The 26,234-nt window shown below is 60.4% G+C and carries 21 protein-coding genes; 7 read left to right on the top strand and 14 right to left on the bottom strand.

Annotated features, from left to right (window positions below; translation table 11 throughout):
- Window positions 1–183 precede the first annotated feature (183 nt).
- Window positions 184–3,681 carry a DNA polymerase III subunit alpha gene (dnaE, locus tag AC1DUP_RS11875; RefSeq protein ID WP_477832748.1) on the top strand — a complete coding sequence of 1,166 codons (3,498 nt, stop codon included), beginning with the start codon at window positions 184–186 and terminating at the stop codon, window positions 3,679–3,681.
- A 40-nt stretch (window positions 3,682–3,721) separates the two neighbouring features.
- Here dnaE and AC1DUP_RS11870 read toward each other — a convergent pair whose 3' ends face one another.
- Entirely contained in the window at window positions 3,722–5,158 is a 1,437-nt protein-coding gene (locus AC1DUP_RS11870; RefSeq protein WP_477832747.1) for an MFS transporter, read from the bottom strand.
- Between the two features lie 103 nt (window positions 5,159–5,261).
- On the opposite strand from AC1DUP_RS11870, the gene AC1DUP_RS11865 reads away from it, so the two are divergent.
- Window positions 5,262–5,693 carry a winged helix-turn-helix transcriptional regulator gene (locus tag AC1DUP_RS11865; protein ID WP_477832746.1) on the top strand — a complete coding sequence of 144 codons (432 nt, stop codon included), beginning with the start codon at window positions 5,262–5,264 and terminating at the stop codon, window positions 5,691–5,693.
- Window positions 5,694–5,696: 3 nt separating this feature from the next.
- Here AC1DUP_RS11865 and AC1DUP_RS11860 read toward each other — a convergent pair whose 3' ends face one another.
- Window positions 5,697–6,947: a L,D-transpeptidase family protein gene (locus AC1DUP_RS11860; protein WP_477832745.1), complete on the bottom strand. Its 1,251-nt coding sequence runs from the start codon at window positions 6,945–6,947 to the stop codon at window positions 5,697–5,699.
- Between the two features lie 153 nt (window positions 6,948–7,100).
- On the opposite strand from AC1DUP_RS11860, the gene AC1DUP_RS11855 reads away from it, so the two are divergent.
- Entirely contained in the window at window positions 7,101–8,828 is a 1,728-nt protein-coding gene (locus AC1DUP_RS11855; protein WP_477832744.1) for a GNAT family N-acetyltransferase, read from the top strand.
- Between the two features lies 1 nt (window position 8,829).
- Here the strand turns inward: AC1DUP_RS11855 and AC1DUP_RS11850 are convergent, their stop codons facing one another.
- Window positions 8,830–10,119 (bottom strand): DNA polymerase IV, encoded by a 1,290-nt coding sequence (locus AC1DUP_RS11850; protein ID WP_477832743.1) that lies wholly within the window; start codon window positions 10,117–10,119, stop codon window positions 8,830–8,832.
- Between the two features lie 75 nt (window positions 10,120–10,194).
- On the opposite strand from AC1DUP_RS11850, the gene AC1DUP_RS11845 reads away from it, so the two are divergent.
- Complete coding sequence (locus AC1DUP_RS11845) at window positions 10,195–10,782, top strand: GNAT family N-acetyltransferase (RefSeq protein WP_113310787.1); 588 nt, start codon at window positions 10,195–10,197, stop codon at window positions 10,780–10,782.
- Here the strand turns inward: AC1DUP_RS11845 and AC1DUP_RS11840 are convergent.
- Both AC1DUP_RS11840 and AC1DUP_RS11835 read right to left on the bottom strand, forming a co-directional pair.
- Complete coding sequence (locus AC1DUP_RS11840; RefSeq protein WP_113310768.1) at window positions 10,757–11,431, bottom strand: hypothetical protein; 675 nt, start codon at window positions 11,429–11,431, stop codon at window positions 10,757–10,759. The two genes, AC1DUP_RS11845 and AC1DUP_RS11840, sit on opposite strands and share 26 nt — an antisense overlap.
- Window positions 11,431–11,745: a DUF3572 domain-containing protein gene (locus AC1DUP_RS11835; protein WP_113510506.1), complete on the bottom strand. Its 315-nt coding sequence runs from the start codon at window positions 11,743–11,745 to the stop codon at window positions 11,431–11,433. Before AC1DUP_RS11835 ends, AC1DUP_RS11840 begins: the two co-directional genes overlap by 1 nt.
- Before the next feature lie 132 nt (window positions 11,746–11,877).
- Here AC1DUP_RS11835 and AC1DUP_RS11830 point away from each other — a divergent pair, with 132 nt between their 5' ends.
- Together AC1DUP_RS11830 and AC1DUP_RS11825 are read left to right on the top strand one after the other, a co-directional pair.
- Window positions 11,878–12,249, top strand: a complete 372-nt coding sequence (locus tag AC1DUP_RS11830; protein ID WP_003547430.1) for a response regulator — start codon at window positions 11,878–11,880, stop codon at window positions 12,247–12,249.
- A 17-nt stretch (window positions 12,250–12,266) separates the two neighbouring features.
- Window positions 12,267–13,640 (top strand): PleD family two-component system response regulator, encoded by a 1,374-nt coding sequence (locus AC1DUP_RS11825; protein ID WP_477832742.1) that lies wholly within the window; start codon window positions 12,267–12,269, stop codon window positions 13,638–13,640.
- A gap of 761 nt (window positions 13,641–14,401) precedes the next feature.
- Here AC1DUP_RS11825 and rpmG read toward each other — a convergent pair.
- The 5 genes from rpmG to topA form a co-directional block, all read right to left on the bottom strand.
- Window positions 14,402–14,569: a 50S ribosomal protein L33 gene (rpmG, locus tag AC1DUP_RS11820; protein WP_003547442.1), complete on the bottom strand. Its 168-nt coding sequence runs from the start codon at window positions 14,567–14,569 to the stop codon at window positions 14,402–14,404.
- A gap of 93 nt (window positions 14,570–14,662) precedes the next feature.
- Entirely contained in the window at window positions 14,663–15,847 is a 1,185-nt protein-coding gene (locus AC1DUP_RS11815; protein ID WP_477832741.1) for an MFS transporter, read from the bottom strand.
- A 250-nt stretch (window positions 15,848–16,097) separates the two neighbouring features.
- Entirely contained in the window at window positions 16,098–16,550 is a 453-nt protein-coding gene (locus AC1DUP_RS11810; RefSeq protein WP_477832740.1) for a DUF983 domain-containing protein, read from the bottom strand.
- Between the two features lie 19 nt (window positions 16,551–16,569).
- Complete coding sequence (rnr, locus tag AC1DUP_RS11805; protein ID WP_477832739.1) at window positions 16,570–18,939, bottom strand: ribonuclease R; 2,370 nt, start codon at window positions 18,937–18,939, stop codon at window positions 16,570–16,572.
- A gap of 2 nt (window positions 18,940–18,941) precedes the next feature.
- On the bottom strand, window positions 18,942–21,593 hold the full coding sequence (gene topA / locus AC1DUP_RS11800; protein ID WP_477832738.1) for a type I DNA topoisomerase: 2,652 nt from the start codon (window positions 21,591–21,593) through the stop codon (window positions 18,942–18,944).
- A gap of 255 nt (window positions 21,594–21,848) precedes the next feature.
- Here topA and AC1DUP_RS11795 point away from each other — a divergent pair, with 255 nt between their 5' ends.
- A complete protein-coding gene (locus AC1DUP_RS11795) occupies window positions 21,849–22,076 on the top strand; it encodes a hypothetical protein (protein WP_477832737.1) in 228 nt (75 codons plus the stop codon).
- Here the strand turns inward: AC1DUP_RS11795 and dprA are convergent.
- From dprA to AC1DUP_RS11775, 4 genes are read right to left on the bottom strand one after another with little or no spacing between them, the layout of a single operon-like run.
- Window positions 22,031–23,179, bottom strand: a complete 1,149-nt coding sequence (gene dprA, locus AC1DUP_RS11790) for a DNA-processing protein DprA (RefSeq protein ID WP_477832736.1) — start codon at window positions 23,177–23,179, stop codon at window positions 22,031–22,033. The two genes, AC1DUP_RS11795 and dprA, sit on opposite strands and share 46 nt — an antisense overlap.
- Complete coding sequence (gene plsY, locus AC1DUP_RS11785) at window positions 23,179–23,799, bottom strand: glycerol-3-phosphate 1-O-acyltransferase PlsY (protein WP_113301265.1); 621 nt, start codon at window positions 23,797–23,799, stop codon at window positions 23,179–23,181. The genes dprA and plsY overlap by 1 nt, the downstream gene beginning before the upstream one ends.
- A gap of 53 nt (window positions 23,800–23,852) precedes the next feature.
- Entirely contained in the window at window positions 23,853–25,145 is a 1,293-nt protein-coding gene (locus tag AC1DUP_RS11780) for a dihydroorotase (RefSeq protein WP_115035317.1), read from the bottom strand.
- Window positions 25,142–26,098: an aspartate carbamoyltransferase catalytic subunit gene (locus tag AC1DUP_RS11775; RefSeq protein WP_112544507.1), complete on the bottom strand. Its 957-nt coding sequence runs from the start codon at window positions 26,096–26,098 to the stop codon at window positions 25,142–25,144. The genes AC1DUP_RS11780 and AC1DUP_RS11775 overlap by 4 nt, the downstream gene beginning before the upstream one ends.
- Between the last annotated feature and the right edge of the window lie 136 nt (window positions 26,099–26,234).

Raw genomic sequence — 26,234 nt, 5'->3', positions numbered from 1 at the left:
TATCGCAGCATTCACCTCCATCGCAATGTTCATTGCCAGCTTTTCGCTGATCGTCATGGCAATGTAAGAATTCAGGGGATCGCATGGCTGCCATGCGGTCCCGAAGCGGGACTTTTTCTGGACAGAATCGCCTTGAATGCCGACAATGCTCTCTCTTCAGTGAGGCGGTTCGAAAGGCAGATCATGGCGGATGCGGAAAAAGGTGCTGCTGGCGCAGTCGTCGGCGGAAAACCGGGCTTCGTCCATCTGAGGGTCCACTCCGCCTATTCGTTGCTCGAAGGCGCGTTGCCCCTCAAAAAGATCCTCTACAAGGCGTCGGGCGACAGCCAGCCGGCGATCGCCATTACCGATACCAACAATCTCTTCGTCGCTCTGGAGTTTTCCCAGAAGGCGATGGAAGACGGTCTGCAGCCGATCATCGGCTGCCAGGTATCGATCGACATGGAAGACGGCCTCGAAACCGAAAAGCGGGGCGGCCACCAGACGCTGGTCAAGTTGCCCTCGATCGTACTTTTGTCCGCCACGGACGCAGGCTATGAACGGCTGGTCGATCTCGTCAGCCGCGCCTATCTCGGCGGCGAGAACAATCAGGCCATCAATATCCGCTCCTCCTGGCTGGCGGAAATCGGCACCGAAGGGCTGATCGCATTGACGGGTGCCTCGACCGGCCCCGTCGACATGCCGCTCAAGGACGGCCATGGCGCCCAGGCGGAGACTCGTCTGCTGGCGCTGAAGCGCATCTTCGGTGACAGGCTCTATGTCGAACTGCAGCGGCATGGAACCTACGACAAGCGGCACGAACAGAAGATTATCGGCCTTGCTTATAAGCACGACCTGCCGCTGGTGGCGACCAACGAAGCCTTCTTCCCGACGCGCGACGATTACGATGCGCATGACGCGCTGATGGCGGTGGCCCACAACGCCATCGTTTCCGACGACAGCCGCTTCCGCCTGTCGCCGGATCACTATCTGAAAAGCCGCGCAGAGATGGAAAAGCTCTTCGCCGACCTGCCCGAGGCGCTCGACAACACCGTCGAGATCGCAAGGCGCTGCTCCTTCGTGCTGAAGACCCGCAAGCCGATTCTGCCGCGCTTCACCGGCGCGACCGATGATCCCGAAGAGGCCGAGCGCGCAGAATCGCTCGAACTTCGCCGCCAGGCGGAGGAGGGGCTGGATATGCGCCTTGCCGAGCTTGGAATGTCCGCCGGCTACGAGGAGAAGGATTATCGCGAGCGGCTGGAATTCGAGCTCAGTGTTATCGAGCGCATGAAGTTCCCCGGCTACTTCCTGATCGTTGCGGACTTCATCAAATGGGCCAAGCAGCATGATATCCCGGTTGGCCCAGGCCGCGGTTCGGGCGCGGGCTCGCTGGTCGCCTATGCGCTGACGATCACCGACGTCGATCCGCTGCGCTTCTCGCTGCTCTTCGAACGCTTCCTCAATCCCGAACGCATCTCGATGCCCGACTTCGATATCGACTTCTGCCAGGACCGCCGTGAAGAGGTGATCCGCTATGTGCAGCAGAAATACGGTCGCGAGCAGGTGGCGCAGATTATCACCTTCGGTTCGCTGCAGGCGCGCGCCGCATTGCGCGACGTTGGCCGCGTGCTGGAAATGCCTTACGGCCAGGTCGACAAGATCTGCAAGCTGGTGCCGAACAATCCCGCAAACCCGACGCCGCTTTCGAAGGCGATCGAGGAAGAGCCGAAACTGCAGGAGGAGGCCGCCAAGGAACCCGTCGTCGCGCGCCTCCTGGATATCGCCCAGAAGATCGAAGGCCTCTACCGGCACGCCTCGACCCACGCCGCCGGTATCGTGATCGGCGATCGCCCGCTGTCGAAACTGGTGCCGATGTATCGCGATCCGCGATCCGACATGCCGGTCACCCAGTTCAACATGAAGTGGGTAGAGCAGGCCGGCCTCGTCAAGTTCGACTTCCTCGGCCTGAAGACGCTGACCGTGCTCAAGGTGGCCGTCGATTTCTGCAGGAAGCGCGGCATCGAGGTCGATCTCGCCAAGATCCCGCTCGACGACAAGAAGACCTACGAGATGCTTTCGCGCGGCGAAACGGTCGGCGTGTTCCAGGTTGAAAGTGCCGGCATGCGCAAGGCGCTGATCGGCATGAAGCCTGACTGCATCGAGGATATCATCGCACTGGTGGCGCTCTATCGTCCCGGCCCGATGGAAAACATCCCGACCTACAATGCCCGCAAGCACGGGGAGGAAGAGCTTGAATCGATCCATCCGACGATCGACCATCTGCTCAAGGAAACGCAGGGCGTTATCGTCTATCAGGAACAGGTGATGCAGATCGCCCAGGTCCTGTCGGGCTATTCGCTCGGCGAAGCCGATCTTCTGCGTCGCGCCATGGGTAAGAAGATCAAGGCTGAGATGGATCAGCAGCGCGAGCGCTTCGTCGATGGTGCGGTCAGGAACGGCGTGTCGAAGCCGCAGGCCGATAACATCTTCGAACTCCTGGCGAAGTTCGCAAACTACGGCTTCAACAAGTCGCATGCGGCCGCCTACGCCATTGTCTCCTATCAGACGGCCTTTATGAAGGCGCACTATCCGGTCGAATTCCTGGCTGCTTCGATGACGCTCGATATGTCGAACACCGAAAAGGTCAACGACTTCCGCCAGGATGCGAAGCGTCTCGGCATCGAAGTCATCGCGCCCTCCGTCCAGACCTCCTTCCGACAGTTCGAGACCGGCGACAACCGCATCTATTATGCGCTCGCGGCCCTCAAAGGGGTCGGCGAATCCGCCGTCGATCACATCGTCGACATGCGCGGCGATAAGCCCTTCGCCAGCATCGAGGATTTCTGCCTGCGCATCGATCCACGCCAGGTAAACCGCCGTGTGCTGGAAAGCCTGATCTATGCGGGCGCCTTCGATTGCTTCAATCTGGACCGTGCCCAGCTTTCAGCCGGCCTCGACCGTGTGCTCGGCTATGCGCAGCGCGCGCAGGAAAACAAGCTGAGCGGCCAGTCGGACATTTTCGGTGGCGCGCTGTCGTCAGGCCCGGAAAAGATCGCCCTGCCACCATTCTCGCCCTGGCTTGCTTCTGAGCGGCTGCTCAAGGAATTCCAGGTGCTGGGCTTCTATCTCACCGCCCATCCGCTCGACAGCTACAACAACCTCCTCCAGAAGATGCGCGTGCAAACCTTCCAGGATTTCTCGACGGCGGTGAAGCAGGGTGCTGCAAACGGGCGGCTGGCCGGCACGGTCATTTCCAAGCAGGAGCGCAAGACGCGCACCGGCAACAAGATGGGCATCATCGTCTTCTCGGATTCCTCCGGCCAGTACGAAGCCGTGCTCTTCTCCGAAATGCTGAACCAGTATCGCGACGTGCTGGAGCCCGGAAAATCCTTCGTCATCACCGCGATCGGCGAAGAGCGGCCGGAAGGTGTGAGCCTGCGTCTGCAGACCATTCAGTCGCTGGAGGAAAAGTCGCTGCAGATGCAGAAGGCTCTGCGTGTCTATGTCCGCGACTCCGGCCCGTTGCGCGCCGTCGCAGCACACCTGAATGCCAGGGGCGATGGCCTCGTCTCCTTTATCGTCATCAAGGAAGAGGGCAAGCGCGAAGTCGAGGTCGTGTTATCGGACAAATACCGGATCACGCCCGAGATCGCAGCCGCTTTGCGGGCTGCTCCCGGCGTCGTCGACGTCGAACTCGTCTGAAGAAAAGAGCGACCGGCGTTGCGCCGGCCGCCTTTGTTTTTCAGCCCGCCTGCAGCCGGCAGGATGCATCCGTGCAGCGGCCCCTGCCGAACCCCATGATGAGCGTGCCGATCAGCGTGGCCACGACAGGAACCAGCAAGGCGGCACGCAATGCCTCCAGCCGTTCGGACGGGCTTTCTCCGTCGCCGAGAGCAAGTGTGCCGACGGCGCTGACGGCGGAGAGGCCTAGTGCTGCGCCGAACTGGAACGACGTATTCACCAGCCCGCTCGCCAGCCCCTGTTCGTTTTCGGCAATACCATCAGTCGCAATAATCGTCAGCGGGCCGTAGCCGAGGGAAAAGGCAAGGCCGAGCAGGATCGTCGACGGCAGCATCGCCGCATAGGTCCAGTCGAGCCCCATGCCCAGGAAGAGCACATAGCCAGCGGCAGCGAGTGCAAAACCGCCAAGCACCACGCGTCCATTGCCGAAGCGCTCGACGAGCAGGGGCGTCAGCAGCGGTGCCAGAATGGCGTCCATGCCGATGACGATCAGGGCAAGGCTGGTTTCGAACGAGGACCAGCCCAGCAGTTCCTGCAGATAGAGCGAGACGATGAACTGGAAGCCGAAGAACGCGCCGGTGAAAAGCATCGCTCCGAGGTTCGATTGCACCAGTCCGGCAGACCGGAATATCCCGAGACGCACGAGCGGTGCACGTGACTTGCGTTCTATGAGTATGAAGGCAAGCCAGAGAACCGCGCTCGCCCCAGCCGCCGCGATTGTCCAGGTCAGGTCGTTGGTCATATGCTCCAGCCGTGTCAGCGCATAGACGGCAAGCAGCATGGCACCCGTCAGGGCCAGTGCGCCGGCAATGTCGAATTTCTGGCGTGGGGCGGCGTCTTCCTTGTTTTCCACGATCAGCTTCATACCGGCAAGCAGTAGGATGGCCGAAAAGATGACCGGCGCGAAGAACACCCAGCGCCAATCGATGGTGGACAGAAGCCCGCCGATGACGAGGCCGAGCGAAAAGCCCGCCGATGCCGTGCCGGCATAGATCAGGACAGCCCTGTTGCGCTGCGGCCCCTCGGGAAAGCTGCCATTGATAAGAGCAAGACCGGCTGGCGTCATGAAGGCGGCCGCTGCTCCCGTCACGAAGCGGGCCGTCAGCAGCATCCAGCCTTCGGTTGCAAAGCCGCCGAGACCGGAGAAAAGCAGGAATACGGTTAGCGCCGTCAGGAAGACTTTGCGCTTGCCATACATGTCGGCGACGCGGCCGCCGAGCAACATCAGCCCGGCATAGGCAAGCACATAGGCCGAGACTACGGCGCTGAGCGTCGTGGTCGAAAGGCCGAGTTCAGCGCGGATAGAGGGGAGAGCGATGTTGAGCATGGCTGCATCGACGCCTTCGAGAAAGATCGCGCCGCAGAGAACGGCGAGCATGCCGACAGCACTGCGGCTCATTCTTCCGCTACCCAGTGCCAGAGGAGGACTTGTAGACATTCTGATTTCCTTGTCAGTGAAGCAGGGAAGAGCGAGAATGGTTACATTTTGATCCTCGGTTCCCTATTGTAACCAAGGCTGACATAAGGCATGGTTCGAACCCATGGAAGAAGGCACTTCAAACTCACCGAGTGACTGCTGCAGCACCGACCGCGATTACGATATCCACCAGTGGGATGCGCGGGAGGACTGCGAGGTGCGCCAGATCCTCGATCGCATCGCCGACAAGTGGTCGCTGCTGGTCATTGCCCTGCTCGAAAAACGCACGTTACGCTTTACTGAGTTGCGCAAGAGCATCGATGGCATCAGCCAGCGCATGCTGACGACGACATTGCGCCAGCTCGAGCGTGACGGGCTGATCGAGCGGACAGTCTACCCAGTGGTGCCGCCAAGGGTCGATTATGCTCTGACGGAGCTCGGCTGCACGCTGCATGAGACCATCAAGGCGCTCGTTGTCTGGACGGAGACGAACCAGGCAAAGATCATCTCCGCCCGCCGACGTTACGACGAGCGTGCCAGCGAGAAGCTTTGGTAGGTCTCAGCTTTCGCGAGTGATGGTAATGAATTCCGTGCCTTCGCCGGTTTCGGAACCGAGACCGGTATCTGTAATCGTCAGCGTCGAGCCGGGCGAGATCAGCGCATCAATCCGGTGACGGGTTTCTTCTGACATCGAGATACGGCTGAGCGCTCTGGCGATTGGACGGCCGCTGATGATGGAGCTTTCCTGATTGGCGATGCCGAGCCGCTTAACCGTCTCGCGGGAGAGATTGTTCGCCAGCGTGACGCCCAGCCAATCCGCCGTGCCGGCCGCCTGATCAACTGCATGCAGCGAGAAGAAGTGTGTGCCGAGCGCAAGTCCCGGATCGCCAATCGTGATCGGCGCCTCGAAGAGCGGCCTGAAATCCTTGCGTACCATGATGACGCCATTCGGAGGCTCGCCTCTGCCTGCTGCAGCGTAAACTTCCCTTAGGAGAGTATCCGTGATCAGACCCTTGTCACGGGCAAATTCCGTTGGCCGCAGCGCCTTGAAGGCATTGATGGCCTGAACGGTCGCAGGACCGGCCAGCCCGTCAGGTTCGCCGGCGGCAAAGCCGAGCTGGTTTAGCAGGGTCTGAATATCGATGACGTTTTCACGCAGCGTCCGGCGCGTAATCAGCATGCTGATCGGCGCGGTATCCGCAGCGGGCGATTGCAGCTGGAACTGCGGCATCGGCAGGGCAGCCGTCGTCTCGTTCATGGCGACCTGCACCTGCATCTTCGCATCGCCGATGGATGGGCGCAGCTCGACGTCCGAGAGCAGTGGCGACGGCTCGGGCCGCTCCGGGTGGAACAGGGTCGGATGGTCGATCGGCTGCGGTGTCAGCTCGCTGTCGGTAATGATGACGGGCACGCCCATCTCGGTCATTTTGTAGAGTGATTTCGCAAAGGCGCCGGGCATGCGCACGCAGCCGTGCGACGCCGGATAGCGCGGTACGGAATTGGACTCGTGCAACGCGATGCCGGACCAGGTCAGCCGCTGCATGAAGGGCATCGGCGCATTCGAATAGATGTTGGATTCGTGGTACTTCTGCTTCTCGATGACGGAGAAGATGCCGCTCGGCGTCGTATGCCCGTCCTTGCCGCTCGAGATCTTGGAGGTCGCCACGACCTCCGTACCGTCATAGACGGCCAGCGACTGCTGGTCCTTGGACACGAATATCTGCAGCGTACGCGCATCGGCTGCAAAAGCCGGATCGACAAGAGCGGTCGCCGACAGCAACCCGATAAGGACACTTACACGCACAGACATGACGCAATACACCACATGCACAAAAACGACGCGAGTTAAGCACGCGAAGTTTAACGAAGGCTTGAATACGCCGGTGCGCTTTGATCACGAGATTGTGGGATATTCAATTTTATGCAAATCTAAAAAAGGAGAAGTCTTGGGGGAGACTTGGAAATGCATGTCGATATTGTTTCTGCGTTCGATGATCTGCATGCCCTGAAAGATAACTGGAACGAGGTCTATGCCGCCGATCCGGAAGGGCACTATTTCCTTTCCTGGCACTGGATCGCCCGATGGCTGGAGCGGCGGACATTATGGTTCGTTCTGGCCGCCAGGTGGCAGGGGGACGAGCGCTATGTGGCTTTCCTTCCCATTCAGCTTCATGTGGATTTCGAGGAATGGCAGGGCCTTGGCAATGTCGTACGCCTAGGTGGCACGCCCTATGCCGGCTGCAACGGTGTTCTGACGCGTCCCGAGGATGCAGAGGCGGCGCTGAGCGCTTTCGCCGATTGCCTGCAAAGCTTCAACTGGAAGCATCTCGATCTCGACGATATCTATATGCCCGAGGCGAGGCTGAAGACGTTTCTGGCCGCCTTTCAGCCTTCCGAGTTCTCAAGGAGGAAGGTTCCGCGCCGGCCGCATATCACCGCTGACGGCGAAAATATTGACCACGACGTGTATGTTTACGTCCCCCTTGGCGAGGATTTCGAAACTTTCCTGCATGAGCGCATCGGCGCCAAGACGCGGCGCAACGCCCGCAAGGCGCTGCGCGATCTCGTCGACCCGGAAAACGAGCTGCGCATCACACATGTGACGCCGGAGACGATGGAGCGCGATCTCGAGATCTTCTACGAGATGTGGAACGTGCAGTGGGGTAAGCGCCAGCCACGCTACGGCAAGTTCATCCTCGACAACAGCCGGCACATGCTGCCGGCCTGCATAAAGGATGGCACGGTCTTCATGCCGATCCTCTGGGACAAGGACAAGCCGGTCGGCACCTTCATCGTCTTCCTGGATCCCTATCGCAAGTCGATGGTGTGCTTCCTTGGAAGCCGCGACTTGACCTTCCGCCGCTCGATCAGCCCCGGCTTCATGCTGCATTGCTACAACATGCGCTGGGGCATCGAGAACGGCTATCGGACCTACGACCTCGGCACTGGCAACTATGGCTACAAGGACCTCTTTGGCTCAAAACACCATATCGTCGAGAAGCTGCAGATATCCACGCTCTCCGGCCGCAATATCGGCGATCGCCTCGATCCGCGCTCGCTGGATATCGCCATGCATCAGGCGGTGCATTTCTTCAGGAGCGGAAACCCGGACGCTGCAGAACTCTGCTGCCGGCAGATCCTTGTCGTCGATGATGCGCGTGCGCCTGCAATCTCGCTGCTGGCGGAAATCGAAGCAGCGCACCGGCCGAGGCTGGTAAGCGATCCCGCAGCCCATTTCAGTGCCGCCACCGAACGGCACCGCGCCGGCGATCTTGCCGCAGCGGAATCGGGCTACCGCGAGGTGATCTCGGTCGTGCCGGAGCATTTCGATGCCCTGCAGCATCTGGCGTTGCTACTGTTGCAGAAGGGCGATTTCAGCGCAGCCAGAGACTGTGTCGACAAGGCGATCGAGGTAAAACCGGCCTCCGCCTCGGCCTATTGCAATCGCGGCAATATTCTCGCGCGGCTATCAGATTTCGAAGAGGCGCTCGGAAATTACGATCGAGCCATCGCGCTGGACGCTGGCCATGCCATCGCCTTCAACAATCGCGGCAACGTACTGCGAAGGCTGGGCCGCCATGACGAGGCGGTAGAGAGCTACGACCGCGCCATCGCGCTCGATCCGGGTTATGCCCAGGCGCTGAAGAACCGCGATGCCGCGCTGCAGGAAGTGGCCACGGTGCAAGCCTAGCCTACCGGTTGCCCTTGCCGCCGAACGTATAGCCGGTTTCGACTGTGCCCTTGCCGAACTTGTCGCGCAGCTTGTCCATCGCTGCCTCCGCCGCCGCACGCCGGCCGGACTGCTGATCGATGAGATCGGGCGGATCGGCCCGGCCGGCATCGCCGAGATCGGTGACGCCGATGCCGATCAGGCGGAATTTCGTGCCGTCCGTTTCCTTCTCCAGAAGGTCGAGGCCGGTACGGAAGATCTTGTCGGCAAGCTGTGTCGAATCCTCGAGCCGCCGGTTGCGGGTTCGTGATTTGAAATCGGCTGTCTTCATCTTCAGCACGACCGTCTGGCCGGCAATGCCGTTCTTCTTCAGTCGCCAGGAAACTTTCTCCGAGAGATTGCGCAGGATCGGTACCAGATCGTCATGGCGCGAAATATCGTCGAAGAAAGTGGTCTCAGCCGAAACGCTCTTGGCGGCATCGTTGAGATGCACCTCCCTGTCGTCGATGCCGCGCGACAGGCGGGAAAGCCGTTGGCCGATGCTGCCATAGCGGCGCATCAGGTCGTTCTCCTGCATTTCCTGGAGTTGGCCGATCGTGCGGATGCCATCGGCTTCGAGCGTTGCAGCGAAGGCCTTGCCAACGCCCCAGATGGTCGTTACCGGGCGAGGCGCCAGGAACTCGACGGCTTCCTCCTGCCCGATGACCGAAAAGCCGCGCGGCTTCTGCAGGTCGGAGGCAACCTTGGCGAGGAACTTGCAGTAGGAGAGCCCGACCGAGACGGTGATGCCGATCTCCTTTTCGACGCGACGGGCGAACTTTGCCAGCGTGCGGGCTGGCGGATCGTGATGCAGCCGTTCTGTGCCTTCGAGTTCCAGGAAGGCCTCGTCGATAGACAGGGGCTGCACGAGTGGTGTCAGCTCCTGCATCAGCGCGCGGACCTGCCGCCCGACTTGAACATATTTCTCCATATCAGGGCGGATGACGATCGCCTGCGGGCAGGCCTCGAGCGCCTTGAACATCGGCATGGCCGAGCGTACGCCGTGGATACGCGCGATATAGCAGGCGGTGGAGACCACGCCTCGCTTGCCACCGCCGATAATCACAGGCTTGTCGGCGAGTTCCGGATTGTCGCGCTTCTCGACTGCGGCATAGAAAGCGTCGCAATCGATATGCGCGAGCGTCAGGTCATAGAGTTCTTTGTGACGTATCAGACGCGGACTGCCGCAGGCATGGCAGCGGCGCACGTCTCCCTTCTGCTCGGCAAGGCAGTCGCGACAGAAGCCGGGTGTCTTGTCAGATGCAGGCGCCATGGTGGGAACAAAGGTTGAACATCGCAACATTACGCCCTAAGCTTTCGAGTCTCAAGAGAGGAGGAGAGCTTGGCCGTGGATATCGATCTTCGTTTCGACCCTGTCACGGCCGAACGCTGGGGCGACTTTGAAAAGCTGTTCGGCCCACAGGGTGCCTTTTATAATTGCTGGTGTGTGGCGCTACGCCTGCCGCATGCCGTCCGCACGAAGATGGAGTCTTTGGAGCGCAAGGCCCATATGCAGGGTCGAATCGCGGCCGGACCGCCGCCGGGCATCCTCTGTTATGTCGAAGGCGAGCCGGTGGCCTGGGTGCAGGTCGGACCGCGCCATGATGTGCCGCAGTTCAATTCGCCGCGCACGGTCTCGCGGCCGTTGGAGGAGGACGATGCGCATGATCCCTCTATCTGGGCAGTCAGCTGTTTCTTCCTGCTGCCGAAGCTGCGCGGCAAAGGGCTGAGCCACAGATTGCTTGCCGGAGCCATCGATTATGCCCGCAGCCAGGGCGCGCGATTGCTGGAGGCCTGTCCGATCGACCATGTGAAGCAGTCGAAATCCGTCACGCTTTGCATCGGTTCGACGGCGATTTTCGATACGGCCGGTTTCGAGACGATCGCGCGGCGCAAGGACGGCCGGCCGCTCATGCGGCTGGATTTGTGCGTTTGACGAGGCCTGCCGCGAGATGCTGGTCGATGAGTTCTGAGGCATGCGGCCAGTCTCGCGCCCGCATAATATCCTCGGCGGCCACCGGCGCGAAGCGGTGGACGGGCGAGTCCGGCATGAGATGGATGAGCAGACAATCGGCCACATGCTCCTTCACGGAATGCAGGTTCCGCGCCATATCGTCGATAAAGATGACAGGAAGGTCGCGGCCGCCATGCAGTGCCTGCACAATCGGTCCCTTCGGCTGCTCGCTGGCCAACAGCGGGAAGTTCAGACCGGTGCTGTCGAGAAGGCGGCGGCGATGCGCGGAAAATTGCGGCGGCATCGCGGTGAGGAACAGGACGTCGGCGTCATCAGACAGGCGTTCGAGTGTCGAAACGACCGGATCGAACGGCGTCTGCCAGCTTTCCTGGGCCTCGAAGAATTCGAGGATCAGCCGGCTGACATGCTGATCCTCGAGCGCAAGCCCGTCGGCGAGCGAGACGATGTTGCCGTGGAGGCGGAAGGAACGCGGCAGGAATTCGTGGCCGAGGCTTTTGAGGTACTGTTGAAAAGGATCGATGAATTGCAGCACCACATCATCGACATCGCAGACGATGAGCGGCCTGTCGCCAAGGCGGATATGCGAGATGTCGAGTTCGGCGCTCACCATCAGTATTCTCCGGAATCGAGACCGGGCGGCGAGAAGTGGCGCCATGCCGCCGTCAGCGCCTCCGGTGTCGTGCCTGTCGCCTCGCAGAAGGCGATCGCCGTCGGCTCGTGGTTCATGAGGAAATCGAGCATGCCGGCCAAAAAGCCGGGATCGTTGATGGCATTACGCACCTGCTGCGGCTCGACGCCGGTCAGTGCCAGGAAGCGGCCGAAGAGATCTGGGTCGTTCGCCAGCCAGCCGAGCACGGCAATGGCCGTTTCTTGCGGAGCGGCTGCCGCCGCAAGTTGTTTCGAAGTCTTGAAGTTGCTTTGCATTGCGGCGGTCAAGTTACCTTTTTTTCAACCAAATACCGGTAGTTTGCACTATCGGTTTCATGGAGCCATTTGTCAGCTAATGTCTTTTCAAGAGACATCTGGCTTCAAGAACGGACGTAAGGACAGCTTGTCATGCCCAAACAGGTGATGATTGTAGAAGATAACGAGCTCAACATGAAGCTCTTTCGCGACCTCATCGAGGCCTCGGGCTATACCACGATCCAGACCCGTAATGGCATGGAAGCGCTTGATCTTGCTCGCAAACATCGCCCTGATCTTATTCTTATGGATATTCAGCTTCCGGAAGTGTCCGGCCTTGAAGTGACAAAATGGCTGAAGGAAGACGACGAACTCCACGTGATCCCGGTCATTGCCGTCACCGCATTCGCCATGAAGGGCGACGAGGAACGGATTCGTCAGGGCGGCTGCGAGGCCTATGTCTCAAAGCCGATCTCCGTTCCAAAATTCATTGAAACGATCAAAACTTATTTGGGCGACGCCTGAGGCATCGGAAAAGATTCATGACTGCGCGAATACTGGTGGTTGACGATATTCCGGCGAATGTGAAGCTGCTCGAAGCGCGGCTGCTGGCCGAATATTTCGACGTACTGACCGCAGCCGACGGCCACGAGGCGCTGGCGATCTGCGACCGCAACCAGGTCGATCTCATCCTGCTCGACATCATGATGCCCGGCATCGACGGCTTCGAAGTCTGCGAGCGGCTGAAGGCCAATCCGAAGACTGCCCATATTCCCGTCGTCATGGTCACCGCGCTGGACCAGCCGGCCGACCGTGTGCGTGGCCTGAAGGTCGGCGCCGACGACTTCCTGACCAAGCCGGTCAACGACCTGCAGCTGATCTCCCGGGTGAAGAGCCTGCTGCGCCTGAAGACGTTGAGCGACGAACTTCGTATGCGCGCCGAGACGGCCCATACGATGGGCTTGGATGAACTGATGCGAGCCGGCGACGGTCGCTACGACGAGGCGGGACAGATATTATTGGTCGACAGCCGCGCCAACTCGCAGGAACGCATTATCAGGGCGCTGAAGCCCGTCGCCGATGTTGTCGCCATTTCCGATCCGCAGGCTGCCCTTTTCGAAGCGGCCGAGAGCGCCTTCGAACTTGTCATCGTCAACGCCAATTTCGATGACTACGACCCGCTGCGACTCTGCTCGCAATTTCGCTCGCTGGAGCGGACCCGTTTCCTGCCGATCCTGATCATCACGGAGCAGGGCTCCGATGAAATGGTGATCCGCGCGCTCGATCTCGGCGTTAACGACTATATCGTCCGCCCCGTCGATCCGAACGAGCTGGTCGCCCGCAGCCTGACGCAGATCCGCCGCAAGCGCTACAACGACCGCCTGCGCGCCAGCGTCAAGCAGACGATCGAGCTCGCCGTCACTGATCCGCTGACCGGCCTCAACAACCGCCGTTATCTCGACAACCATCTCAACGTGCTCTTCAACCGTTCGATGGCCCGCGGCCGGCCGCTCTCGGTCCTGATCACCGATATCGACAGGTTCAAGCACGTCAACGATACCTATGGCCATGACGGCGGCGACCAGGTGCTGAAGGAATTTGCAAACCGCGTGCGCTCGACCGTTCGTGGCGCTGATCTCGCCTGCCGTTATGGCGGGGAGGAATTTGTCGTTGTCATGCCGGACACCTCGCCGGAAGTCGCCGCGGCCGTTGCAGAGAGGCTGCGCGCAGCCATCGAAAGCACGTCGTTCCTGCTGAAGTCATCAGGCGAAACGCTGAATATTACGGCCTCTTTCGGCATATCCTCGCGTATCGCCTCGGTCATAACACCCGACCAGCTCATGAAGCAGGCAGACCTTGCGCTGTATGAGGCGAAGAACACCGGGCGCAACCGCGTCGTGGCCTCAGCCGCCTGACGATACGGCGCTCCGTAACGCGTCGCTTTCGGTTATCCACTGGGGGTAGCTGGACCTTACGAATATTTAATGTTGATGGCTGCAACGAGGAGGCTTGCTTTTCAAGCCGATAGCGAAAAAATGAACTTTAAAGCCTGTTTCTTCCTATGGCAGACATCGCCTGCGCCCGAAAGATAGAGGCAATGAATGAAGAAAGAAGAGCGAACTATAACCGCCTAATGGACAGCTTGTCCGCGTAAGTCGTATTTCGGAACACGTAACGCCGGCGCCTTACGTAAGGGTAGGGGCGACCGTGTTATTGTAATATATTTATCGAATTCTTGGCAGGGGCAAATATTGTCCTTTTGGTAAAAGAGAACGGATGTTTCTTTACATGTACCAAAACTGGACTTTTAACCATAGAATCATGCCTTGAAATTTTACCATTAAGAATTTGTTGATTTTCTTTCATTTTTGCGCAAATTATCGGCTTAGAACAGAAAACGCTCCCATGGAGGAGCCGTCGATACCCCATGATGCTCAGGTCCGCCGCATCTCCTGGGTCGTGGGGTCGGTCGGCTGGTACGCAATTTAAACGGTTCCTCGTGCCGTTTTGCATGCTGGCCGACCCCCTTTTCGTAAAAACGCCGTCACTTCCCGAAGATGGAAGGGCGGCGTTTTTCTTGTTTGCGCTAACATTGCCTCATGCGAGCCCAGTACAAACAAAAAGCGCGCAACCCGAGGGCGCGCGCTTTTTTGAAAAAACCGTGAGATCAGGTAAATTACTTGATCTTGGTTTCCTTGAACTCGACATGCTTCTTAGCAACCGGGTCGTACTTGGTCTTCGTCATCTTGTCCGTCATCGTACGGCTGTTCTTCGTCGTGACGTAGAAGAAACCAGTGTCGGCCGTCGACAGAAGCTTGATCTTGATAGTGGTAGCCTTGGCCATGGTCGTCCTGCCTTTAAGAAAATGAAAGCCGTGGAAAGCCGGATAGGCTCCACGGCAAATTCTGGCGCGAAACTACGAATCTAGCCCGAAAAGTCAAGCCCGCTTTCCGAGGAAAAGCAGTCTTATGCCGGCGAGCACGGCATAAAGCCCGAAGAAGCAGGCAATTGCCCAGGCAAAACCGTTGTTTCCGGCAACATCGATGGCCGCGCCGATCGCCTGCGGACCGGCAACGGTGCCGACCGCATAACAGAAAACGAAGGCCGCATTGGCTGCCGCAAGGTCCGAGCCTGTCAGTCGCGAGCCGAGATGGCTGAGTCCGACTGTGTAGAGGCCGGAGACGCAACCGCCCCAGAAAACCAGAAGCCCGGCCATGAGAAGCCAGTTATCGACGAGGATCGGCAGCATCATCGTGCCGATGAAACCGGTGAACGCCATCAGAACGAGCAGGGGACGCTTGTCCTTGATGCGGTCCGAAAGCAACCCGAGCGGGATCTGGAAGATGACGTTGCCGACACCCATCATGGTGAGCAGCAGGGCCGCCTGCGATTCCGTGAAATGTGCACGCACCGCAAAGATCGGAAAGAGCGAGAGGCCGCCGGCTTCGACCGCACCGAAAATGAAGACGGCTGCGGTCGCGGTCGGCACCAGGAAGACGTAGCGCATGAAATGCAGCTCCGGCTTCTCGTCCAGGACAGGGCTTTCATGGCGGGCGATGAAAATCGGGATCGCAGCCAAGAGGATCGCAAAGGCACCGACCAGGAAGGGCAGGATGCCGTCGCTGCCGAGCAGCGAGAAGATCAGCGGGCCGGCTGCAAAACCGAGTGAAAGGACGGTCGCGTAGATGCCGAGCACGAAGCCGCGTTTGGAAGGCGGCGAGGCCGCGTTGATCCAGAATTCAGAGAGGATGAAGAGTGTGGTCGTGGCGCCGTGGAAGGCGAAGCGCAGCGGAAACCACATCCAGAAGTCCTGCGCGTAGTAGAAGCCGAGCGCGCTGAATGCCGAGATCAGCACCGCCCACAGCATGGTGGGCGCCACCCCGTATTTATGCGCCAGCTTGGTGGTGATCGGCGCTGCTGCCATCGCTGCTACGCCGGCCATGGCCGTATTGAGACCGATAAGGGTGGAGGAGATGCCCCGCTTTTCGAGAATGATGCTCAGAAGAGGAAGTCCCAGGCCGATCGCGATGCCAACGGCGGAAATGGACGAGACGGCTGCCACCAGAGAAGGCCAATGGATTTCCTCGACATCGCCCGGTGTGCCGTTTCTCGGCTGAGACATTTATCCATCCTTAGAGAAGTATGCGGACGAATCGTCCGTCTGGTGCCACATAGAAAGACATAGACATGCCAAATCCGAGTGACGGGCAGGGTTCATAATATTTCGGGCGTTCGTCGGCAATTCCTGGAGTGTAAGCCTTCCCCGCACAAGAAATGATTACCGCTTCGATCTGCTGCAGATAGTCGGCTACAGGCCGTGGCGCTTAGGTCGCTGCCACTACACGCGAAATATGTCTGTAAGGTGAAGGTGTTCAAGCTTGCCGGCCGGGTATGTCGTATTCATCATGTTCGTCGTCGCCGCCGCCGAAACCATGCATCCTCAGCGCCCACTGTAGGCCTATGACGCCGCCCTTGATCGGCTGGATCGAGACGAGTGCGGTTATGATGGTGATCGGCGCCCAGATGGCGAGATGTGCCCAGACCGGTAGCACGAAGGCCATGTCCGTCAGCATGAAGCCACCGATCACGACGTGGCCGATCACGAAGATGACAAGATAAGGCGGCAGGTCGTCGGCGCGCTGGTGGTACATAGCCTCGCTGCAGGCGGCGCAATGATCGACGGGTTTGAGGAAGGCTCTGAACAGCTTGCCGACGCCGCAGGCCGGACAGCGGTTGAGCATGCCGCGCATGATGGAGCGTCCGAGCGGGCGCTCTGCATCGGGCGTATCCCCGTAGCGGACGACCTCATCTGTCGGTGTGCTCATAGGTCTTTCCTTTCCGGAACTAGCGCCGCCCGCGCGGCGGCCTTGTTCCGACCTTCTTGCGGGCGCGATTTGCATCGCGTCGTCCGGCCTTGTGGAAGGAGCGCACCGCCGTCGGCATGTTGCGTCCCTCGCTCAGCATTTCAAAACGCAGGGCGCCTGCAAGCGGTATCGCCTCTGCCAGCCGCACCGTCACATTATCGCCGAGACGATAGCCAAGGCCGGTTTTTTCACCGCTTAGGGCCTGATGAGCCTCGTCATAGATGAAGTAGTCGGTGCCGAGCGTAGATATAGGGATGAAACCATCAGCGCCATAGTCCGGCAGCATGATAAACAGGCCGGATTTGGTGACACCCGAAACGCGCCCTTCGAATTCCTGGCCGATGCGGCCGGCAAGATGATGGGCAATGAGACGGTCGACTGTCTCGCGCTCGGCGGCCATGGCGCGTCGCTCGAAGGTCGAGATTTCGGCGGCGATATCGTCGAGTGTTGCCTCTTCATCCGGCGTGATGCCGCCTTCGCCGAAGCCGAGCGAGCCGACCAGCGCGCGATGGACGATGAGGTCGGCATAACGGCGGATCGGCGAGGTGAAGTGTGCGTACTTCATCAGGTTCAGGCCGAAATGGCCGATGTTTTCAGGACTGTAGATTGCCTGGCTCTGCGACCGCAACACCATCTCGTTGACCATGGTCTGATGCGCCGTGCCGTCCGCCTTGGCGAGAATGCCGTTGAAATTGTTGGCCCGCATATTGCCGCCTTTGGCAAGCGAGATGCCGAGCGTGGCTAGGAATTCGCGCAGGATTTCCTGCTTGGCGAGCGTCGGTCCGTCGTGAATGCGATAGATCAGCGGCTGGCGTTTCTTTTCGAGTGTCTCGGCGGCGCAGACATTCGCCTGGATCATCATTTCTTCGATCAGCTTGTGCGCATCGAGGCGCGGCGGAACGAAGACCCGGTCGACGGTGCCGTCAGGCTTCAGCAGGATCTTGCGCTCGGGCATATCGAGCTCGAGGGGCTGACGCCGGTCTCGGCCGCGCTTCATCGTCTCGTAGGCGCGCCAGAGCGGCTTCAGGATCGGCTCCAGCATTGGCCCGGCCTTGTCGTCGGGCTTGCCGTCAATCGCCGCCTGCGCCTGTTGATAGGAGAGCTTGGCAGCACTCTTCATCATGATGCGGTGGAAGGTATGGCCAATCTTGCGGCCTTCCTTCGAAAAGACCATGCGCACGGCAAGAGCAGGACGGTCGACGCCTTCCTTCAGCGAGCAGAGATCGTTGGAGATGCGCTCCGGCAGCATAGGCACGACACGGTCGGGGAAATAGACCGAATTGCCGCGCTTCAGCGCTTCGCGGTCGAGCGGTGAATTCGGCCGCACATACCAGGATACATCGGCGATGGCGACCGTGATGATGACGCCGCCGGCATTGTCTTCCGATGGATCATCCTCGGCATAGACGGCGTCGTCATGGTCCTTGGCGTCGGCAGGGTCGATGGTAATCAGCGGCATGTCGCGCCAGTCTTCGCGATGCGACATGGTGGCAGGCTTGGCGTCATCCGCCTCTGCGACGGCGGCGGGAGGGAAAACATGCGGAATACCGTGCGCATGCACGGCAATCATCGAGATCGCCTTTTCCGATCCGACCGAACCGACGACCGAGAGAACCTTGGCGCGCGGCAGTCCGAAGCGGCCGAGACGCGCAATCTCCACCTCGACCAGATCGCCGTCCTTGGCATCGCCCTTATATTCAGGGTCGATCACCATTTCCTCGCCGCGCCGGTCGATGGGCAGCAGGCGTCCGGCACCTCCCGGCGCGTCCTTGAAGACACCCATGCTAGCGCCGCGGCGTTTGTCGATCACTTTGATGATGCGGGCGGTGTAGGCCGGGCCGCCGCGGTCGACGGCGGGGAAGATCTTAGCGAGGATACGGTCGCCGAGGCCGGCAACGGGCGACTTGCCCTTGCCTTGTCGGCCGGCTGGCGATTGCTGGCGGATGGCGACGGCCGGGGCCACGCCCTGATCCTCCGGCCATTCGGCGGGGCGACCGATCAGATCGCCGTCCTTGTCGCGCGTGGTGATGTCGAGCACGGTGACAGGCGGCAGTGCACCCGGCCGGATCAGCGACTTGCGGGTCTTCTGCAGCATGCCTTCCTGTTCAAGCTCCTGCAGCAGGCGCTTGAGCTCGACGCGGCTTTCGCCCTTCAGCCCGAAGGCCTTCGCGAGTTCGCGCTTGGAGGCCTTCTGCGGATGTTCGGCGATGAAACGAAGGATCACCTCACGTGGCGGCAGCACTCCATGCACGACGTTCAGCGGCTCGGGCGCAGCTTCCCTGCTCGAGCGGCCGATCTTTCCCGGGCGTTTGCCCATGGGTCTCGTAGTCTCGCGCGGTTCTCTCGTCACCCTCAGCTCTTTTTCGTTTTCGCCGATGCTTTTGCCTTGGTCGCCTTCGGCTTGGCGGCAGTCTTCGTCGGCTTGGCTTCCGCTGCGGCAGCCTTCGGCTTTGCCTTGGCTTTGGTCTTGCCCGCGGGAGCCTTGCCGGCCTTTTCCACGATCAGCGCCAGCGCTTCCTCGACGGTGATGGCCTGCGGATCCTTGTCCTTTGGCAGCGTCGCATTGACCTTGCCCCAGTTGACATAGGGGCCGTAGCGGCCGTCGCGAACGGTGATTGCGCCACCGTCTGGATGATCGCCGAGTTCCTTCAGGGCTGCCGGCGTTCCGCGGTTGCCGCCTGGCGCCTTCGCCTGCTTTTCGGCAATCAGCGTCACGGCGCGGTTGAGGCCGACCGAGAAGACGTCCTCGATGCTCTCCAGATTGGCGTAGGTGCCGTCATGCAGCAGGAATGGCCCGTAGCGACCGAGCCCGGAAGAGATCATCTTGCCGGACTCCGGATGCTTGCCGATATCGCGCGGCAGCGAAATCAGCGCCATCGCTTTCTCGTAATCGATATCCTCAGGCTTCCAGCCCTTCGGCAGCGAAGAGCGCTTGGCGTCCTTGCCGTCGCCACGCTGGATATAGGGGCCGAAACGGCCCGAACGCAGCGTCAGTTCCTCGCCGGTGGTCGGATCGGTGCCGAGGTTCTTCGGTTCGTTCAGCGCAGCGCCTTCAGCCTCGCCGCCATTTTCGGAGGAAAGCTGGCGGGTATAGTTGCATTCCGGATAGTTCGAGCAGCCGACGAAGGCGCCATATTTGCCAAGCTTCAGCGACAGGTTGCCAGTACCGCAGACCTGGCAGATGCGCGGATCGCTGCCATCCTCGCGCTTGGGGAAGACCAGCGGCGCCAGTGCTTCGTTCAACGAGTCCAATACATTGGTGACGCGCAGTTCCTTGGTGTCTTCGATCTGCGAGAAGAAATCCTTCCAGAAGTCGCGAAGGACCTGCTTCCAGTTGAGCTCGCCTGCCGAGATCCGGTCGAGCTTCTCTTCGAGATCGGCCGTGAAATCATATTCGACATACTTGGTGAAGAAGCTTTCGAGGAAGGCGGTGACGAGACGGCCCTTCGCCTGCGGGATCAGCTTGCGTTTGTCGATCGTCACGTAATCGCGGTCGCGGAGCGTAGCCAGCGTCGCGGCATAGGTGGACGGCCGGCCGATGCCGAGCTCTTCCATCTTCTTGATGAGCGAAGCTTCGGAATAGCGCGGCGGCGGCTCGGTGAAATGCTGTGTCGAGTTGATCTTCTGCTTGGCGAGGTTCTCGCGCGCATTGATCTCCGGCAGGCGACCATCCTCGTCGTCGGCGTCGTCGCTCTGTTCGCCGTCTTCCTTCTGGTCGGTATAGGCGGCGATGAAGCCATCGAAGCGGATGACGGAGCCTACCGCACGCAACCCAGCCTTCTGGCCGTTATTGTCGGCAATGATTTCCGCCGTCGTGCGCTCAATCTCGGCCGACGCCATTTGGCTGGCAATGCCGCGCTTCCAGATCAGGTCATAGAGGCGGATCTGGTCGGCATCGAGGAACTTGCGGACGCGGTCTGGCGAGCGGTTGAAATCGGTCGGACGGATCGCTTCGTGCGCTTCCTGGGCGTTCTTGGCCTTGGTGGAGTAGAAGCGCGCCTTTTCGGGCAGATAACGCTCACCGAACTGATCCGCGATGGCGCCGCGCGCCGCATCGATCGCTTCCGGCGCCATCTGCACGCCGTCGGTACGCATATAGGTGATGAGACCGACCGTCTCGCCGCCGATATCGAAACCCTCATAGAGCTTCTGCGCGACCTGCATGGTGCGCGAAGCCGAGAAACCGAGCTTGGAGGAGGCGGCCTGTTGCAATGTGGAGGTCGTGAAGGGCGGAGCCGGATTGCGCTTGACAGGCTTTGCCTCGACGCTTTCGACGACATAGCTTGCGCCTTCCAGCAGTGCCTTCAGTTTGCCGGCTTCGTCACCATTGCCGATCGCGCGCGGCTGCAGCCGCTTGCCGTCGGCGGCAACCAGCCTTGCTTCGAACTCGTCGCCGCGTGGCGTCTTCAGGAGCGCTGAAAGGTTCCAGTATTCCTCGGAGATGAAGCGCTCGATCTCGGATTCACGATCGCAGACGAGGCGCAGCGCAACCGACTGCACGCGGCCGGCCGACCGCGCGCCGGGCAGCTTGCGCCAGAGAACGGGCGACAGGTTAAAGCCGACGAGATAATCGAGCGCACGGCGCGCGAGATAGGCATCGACCAACGGGACATCGATGTCACGCGGATCGGCCATCGCATCGAGCACGGCCTTCTTGGTGATGGCGTTGAAGACGACGCGTTTGACGGGCTTGCCGTTGATGACGCGCTTCTTGTTCAGAAGGTCGAGAACATGCCAGGAGATCGCCTCGCCTTCGCGATCGGGGTCGGTCGCCAGGAACAGCGCATCGGAGGATTTCACCGCGTCGGCAATATCCTTCATGCGCTTGGACGAGGCGCTATCCACCTCCCACAGCATCTCGAAATCCTGATCCGGAAGAACTGATCCATCCTTGGCAGGCAGATCGCGCACATGGCCGAAAGAGGCGAGCACCTTGTATCCTGGACCCAGATACTTGTTGATCGTCTTGGCCTTGGCAGGCGATTCCACCACTACAACATTCATGATGATTCTCTAAAAAAGTGCCGATCCGGCGAACAAGCAGGCGGAACATGCACTGCAGCATGAATACCGGCCCTCCGACATGGACAGGGAATTCGCTCTGGTCAAGAGGTTTGCTCTAATTTTACGTCTTTGCGACGTGACGCAACCATTGCGCGACTGTTGGTGTATTGCAATTCAAGATAATTGCTCTGTCATTTTTGAAGTTTGGTTCGGGCTCCTTGTAAAGCAGCCTTTTCTGATTTCACAGAGACAATTATGGCGCCCAAGGTTGCAGGAACAGACATCGATCGCTCGGCATCGCGTGAGAACATTGCTTTCATCCGGCAGATGCTTGGAGAGTTACGTCAGGTAGATGAACGCGAAAATGCGGAGATGCTCTGCTATCTTATCGAAATGGCCTATGTCGAATCTGGCGACCTGCAGGCACGCATGACAGCTCAGTCGGTCATGGAAACTGAAACCAACCCGCCGGCATGGCGGTGAAGCCGCCCGGCCATATCCAGCTCCAGAAGAACGAGATAGACGGCGGATGCCGAAAGGCCCGTATGGCGAATAATGTCGTCGATCTCCGCCGGCGTCGTGCCAAGCGCATCGATGACGAGTGTGCGATCCGTTTCGTCGGGCGGAAGCGATATCCTGCCGCCTTCGCGCCTCGGTTCTTCTGCTGACGGCAGCGAGAAGAGATCGGGCTGGGAGAGCGGCGCCAAGGCCTCGACAACGTCCTCAGCTGCGGTGACGATCGTCGCCCCGTCCTTCAATAGTCCGTTCGTGCCGTGACAGCGCGGATCGAGCGGCGAGCCCGGCACGGCAAAGACCAGCCGTCCGAATTCGCCAGCCATCCGCGCCGTGATCAGCGAACCGGAACGAACCGCTGCTTCCACGACAACGACACCGAGCGAGATGCCTGATATCAGCCGGTTGCGGCGCGGGAAATCGCGGGCGCGCGGTTCCCAGCCGAAAGGCATCTCACTGACGGCAAGCCCGTTGCCATTCCATATACCCTCGAGCAGCCCGACATTTTCGGGCGGGTAGGGCTGGTCCAGCCCTCCGGCCATTGCGGCAATGGTGCCGGTATCAAGGCTCGCCCGGTGGGCGGCCGTATCGATGCCACGGGCAAGCCCGGAGACCACGGTATAGCCCGCCCGGCCGCAGTCGCGGGCGATCATCGCCGCAAACTTCGCGCCGCTGATCGAAGCGTTGCGCGAACCGACGATGCCCACCGCCGGCCTGTCACCCACGGAAAGATCACCCTTGACCGCCAGCAGCGGCGGCGCGCCGTCGATCTGACGCAGAGCCTGCGGATAGTCGGGCTCGCCGATACCGACGAAGCGGGCGCCGAAGCGCTGTGCTGCCTCAAGTTCACGATGGGCTTCAGCCTCGGTGGCTATGCGGATCGAACGGGTCGCACCGCCGCGCGCCGAAAGCTCCGACAGCATGGAAAGTGCCGCTTCTGCCGAGCCGAAATGATTAACGAGATCACGAAAAGTCGCGGGGCCGACGTTGTCGGAACGGATCAGCCTCAGCCAGGCGATCCTCTGCCTCTCCGTCAGCGCAATTCCCTTTGGCCTTGCGCTGAGCGCGTCCATTACCCTTTAGCCCCGATCTTGCTTTCCGTCCCGCTCATCAGGCGGGAGATATTCGCCTTGTGTTTCCAGTAGGAAATGACGGTCATGATTGCCATGATCGCCGCTACCTTTTCATCGCCCAATATCCACAGTGCAACCGGAATGACAAGCATCGCAACCAGAGCGGAAAGCGAGGAATAACGGGTGGTAAATGCGGTTCCCAGCCAGACGGCTGCAAACAGCAGAACCATTGATGGAGCGACGCCGAGCAGCGTGCCGATATAGGTGGCGACACCTTTGCCGCCCTTGAAGCCGATCCAGACCGGGAAGAGGTGGCCGATGAAGGCAAAGAAACCAGCAATGATGCCCGCTTCCTCACCCACGAAATAGGCCATGATCCAGGCGGCTGCGGCAGCCTTCAGCGCATCCAGCAGCAACGTTGCGGCCGCAAGCTTCTTGTTGCCGGTGCGCAGGACGTTGGTGGCGCCGATATTGCCGGAGCCGATGCTGCGCACGTCGCCAAGGCCGGCGGCGCGCGTAAGAATGAGACCGAACGGGATGGAGCCGAGCAGGTAGCCCACGACGACGGCGGCAAGCGCCAGGGGCAGCGTAATCTGCCAGGTGACAAGATCAGATATCATTTTGTTCCCCAACTCTTCTTGCGGAGAGCCCACCAGCAAGGGCAGGGCAGCCTTCAGCCCTGCAATGCGTGAACCAGCTTGCCCCTGACATAGGTCGCGACGGCCCGCCCGCTGAAGCGCGCATCCTCAAACGGCGTGTTCTTCGAGCGGGAAAGAAGCATGTCCTTGGCGACAAGCCAAGGCTCCTCGAGGTCGATTAAGGCAATATCGGCCTTCGCACCGGGCTTCAATGTTCCGGCATCGAGCCCGAAGATCTGTGCCGGGCGAGTCGACATCGCATCGATCAGCCGCATCAGGCTGACATCGCCGCTGTGGTGCAGCCGCAATGCTGCAGCCAGCATCGTTTCGAGCCCTACGGCCCCATCCTCAGCCTCGCCAAAGGGCAGGCGTTTGGTATCGACATCCTGCGGATCGTGCGAGGAGACGATGATATCGATTGCACCCCTGGCCAGCGCGTCCACCATCGCGACCCGATCGTCCTCGGAGCGTAGCGGTGGATAGAGCTTGAAGAAGGTGCGGTATTCGCCGATGTCGTTCTCGTTCAGCGCCAGATTGTTGATCGACACACCGCAGGTGACATTCGCACCGCGCGAACGGGCAAGCTCGATCGCCTCGACCGATTCCGGAACCGATATCATCGCCGCATGGTAGTTGCCTCGCGTCAGCTGGGCGATGCGCAGGTCGCGCTCGATCGGGATGAGCTCCGCTTCCTTCGGAATGCCGGAAAGGCCGAGCCAGCTCGCCAGCAGGCCTTCATGCATGACGCCGTTGGCGCCGAGATATTTGTCGCGTGTGGCGCAGGAGATGACCGCGCCGAATTCGCGCGCATAGGTCATCACCCGGCGCAGCACCTGTGTGTCGTGGATGCTCGAATGGGCATCGGTGAAGGCGACGGCGCCTGCCTGCATCAGCAGGCCGATTTCCGTCATTTCTTCGCCGGCAAGCCCCTTGGTGATGGCCGCTGCCGGATAGACATTGACGACGGCTGTATCCCGCGCCGTCTTCTTGACGAATTCGACGAGCGCGATGTCGTCGATGACAGGATGGGTATCCGGCATCATGATGATGGAGGTAACACCGCCTGCTGCCGCAGCACGGCTTGCCGAAGCGATCGTTTCGCGGTGTTCGCCACCGGGTTCGCCGATATGGACGCGCGCATCGACGAGGCCCGGCGTCGCGACGAGACCGGTGCAGTCGCGCACGGTAGCGCCTTCCGGCGTGCCCTGGTTCTGCGCATCCTTGCCGGCCGCAACGATGAGACCGTTCTTGACGATAACGGTCCCGACCTCATCGAGATTGCGGGAGGGGTCGACGATGCGCACATTCTTGAGGACGAGATTGCTCATGCGCCCACTCCATCAGTGCGGGGTCCCTGGTTCTGGGAAACCAGCAGGGTCTCCATGACGGCCATGCGCACGGCAACCCCCATTTCCACCTGTTCGGCGATTACGCTCTGCGGCCCGTCGGCGACCTCAGAGGCGATTTCCACGCCGCGGTTCATCGGTCCCGGATGCATGACGAGGGCATCGTCCTTCGCCGCCTTCAGCGTTTCCGCATCCAGCCCGTAGAAATGATAATATTCACGCACCGACGGCACGAAGGCGCCGGACATGCGCTCGCGCTGCAGTCGCAGCATCATCACCACATCGGCGTCCTTCAGCCCTTCCTTCATCGAATGGAAGACCTCGACACCCATCTCGGCAATGCCGGCCGGCAGCAACGTTGCGGGGGCGACGACGCGCACCCTTGCGCCCATGGCGTTCAGAAGCAGGATGTTGGAGCGCGCCACGCGCGAATGCAGCACGTCGCCGCAGATCGCCACGATGATGCGCGAGAGCCGGCCCTTGGCGCGGCGGATCGTCAGCGCGTCGAGCAGCGCCTGCGTCGGGTGCTCATGCTGGCCATCGCCGGCATTGACGACGGAGCAGGAGACCTTCTGCGCCAGAAGGGCTGCAGCACCAGCGCTGGAGTGGCGGATGATCAGGACATCAGGCCGCATCGCATTCAGCGTCATCGCCGTATCGATCAGCGTCTCGCCCTTCTTCACCGAGGAATTGCCGACCGACATGTTCATCACGTCGGCGCCGAGGCGTTTGCCGGCAAGTTCGAAGGAGGCTTGCGTTCGCGTCGACGCTTCAAAGAAGAGGTTGATCTGCGTCAGTCCCCGAAGGGTCGACGTCTTCTTTTCTCTCTGTCGGCTGATCTTGACGGCTTCGTCAGCCTTGTCGAGAAGATAGGTAATATCCTGCTCGGTGAGGCCCTTGATGCCAATGAGGTGGCGGTGGGGGAAAAAGACCATGACCCTGCCTCTTATTGTCTTCGCGGGGTCTATAAAGAGTGCAGGGGGATGGGGCAAGCTTGTGCTGTGCGCAAATCCCTATGTTCCCCATGCATTTTCCGTCGAATCTCGATAGAGCAGAAATCTGCGAATCACG

Source organism: Rhizobium sp. 01L419, assembly GCF_056400025.1.
This window is presented reverse-complemented; position numbering and strand designations above follow the sequence as displayed.

Bases quoted from the DNA above. Each gene is read 5' to 3' on its own strand.
- dnaE (WP_477832748.1), top strand. From the start codon at position 184: ATGGCGGATGCGGAAAAAGGTGCTGCTGGCGCAGTCGTCGGCGGAAAA.
- AC1DUP_RS11870 (WP_477832747.1), bottom strand. From the start codon at position 5,158: ATGTCTACAAGTCCTCCTCTGGCACTGGGTAGCGGAAGAATGAGCCGC.
- AC1DUP_RS11865 (WP_477832746.1), top strand. From the start codon at position 5,262: ATGGAAGAAGGCACTTCAAACTCACCGAGTGACTGCTGCAGCACCGAC.
- AC1DUP_RS11860 (WP_477832745.1), bottom strand. From the start codon at position 6,947: ATGTCTGTGCGTGTAAGTGTCCTTATCGGGTTGCTGTCGGCGACCGCT.
- AC1DUP_RS11855 (WP_477832744.1), top strand. From the start codon at position 7,101: ATGCATGTCGATATTGTTTCTGCGTTCGATGATCTGCATGCCCTGAAA.
- AC1DUP_RS11850 (WP_477832743.1), bottom strand. From the start codon at position 10,119: ATGGCGCCTGCATCTGACAAGACACCCGGCTTCTGTCGCGACTGCCTT.
- AC1DUP_RS11840 (WP_113310768.1), bottom strand. From the start codon at position 11,431: ATGGTGAGCGCCGAACTCGACATCTCGCATATCCGCCTTGGCGACAGG.
- AC1DUP_RS11835 (WP_113510506.1), bottom strand. From the start codon at position 11,745: ATGCAAAGCAACTTCAAGACTTCGAAACAACTTGCGGCGGCAGCCGCT.
- AC1DUP_RS11830 (WP_003547430.1), top strand. From the start codon at position 11,878: ATGCCCAAACAGGTGATGATTGTAGAAGATAACGAGCTCAACATGAAG.
- AC1DUP_RS11825 (WP_477832742.1), top strand. From the start codon at position 12,267: ATGACTGCGCGAATACTGGTGGTTGACGATATTCCGGCGAATGTGAAG.
- rpmG (WP_003547442.1), bottom strand. From the start codon at position 14,569: ATGGCCAAGGCTACCACTATCAAGATCAAGCTTCTGTCGACGGCCGAC.
- AC1DUP_RS11815 (WP_477832741.1), bottom strand. From the start codon at position 15,847: ATGTCTCAGCCGAGAAACGGCACACCGGGCGATGTCGAGGAAATCCAT.
- AC1DUP_RS11810 (WP_477832740.1), bottom strand. From the start codon at position 16,550: ATGAGCACACCGACAGATGAGGTCGTCCGCTACGGGGATACGCCCGAT.
- topA (WP_477832738.1), bottom strand. From the start codon at position 21,593: ATGAATGTTGTAGTGGTGGAATCGCCTGCCAAGGCCAAGACGATCAAC.
- AC1DUP_RS11795 (WP_477832737.1), top strand. From the start codon at position 21,849: ATGGCGCCCAAGGTTGCAGGAACAGACATCGATCGCTCGGCATCGCGT.
- dprA (WP_477832736.1), bottom strand. From the start codon at position 23,179: ATGGACGCGCTCAGCGCAAGGCCAAAGGGAATTGCGCTGACGGAGAGG.
- plsY (WP_113301265.1), bottom strand. From the start codon at position 23,799: ATGATATCTGATCTTGTCACCTGGCAGATTACGCTGCCCCTGGCGCTT.
- AC1DUP_RS11780 (WP_115035317.1), bottom strand. From the start codon at position 25,145: ATGAGCAATCTCGTCCTCAAGAATGTGCGCATCGTCGACCCCTCCCGC.
- AC1DUP_RS11775 (WP_112544507.1), bottom strand. From the start codon at position 26,098: ATGGTCTTTTTCCCCCACCGCCACCTCATTGGCATCAAGGGCCTCACC.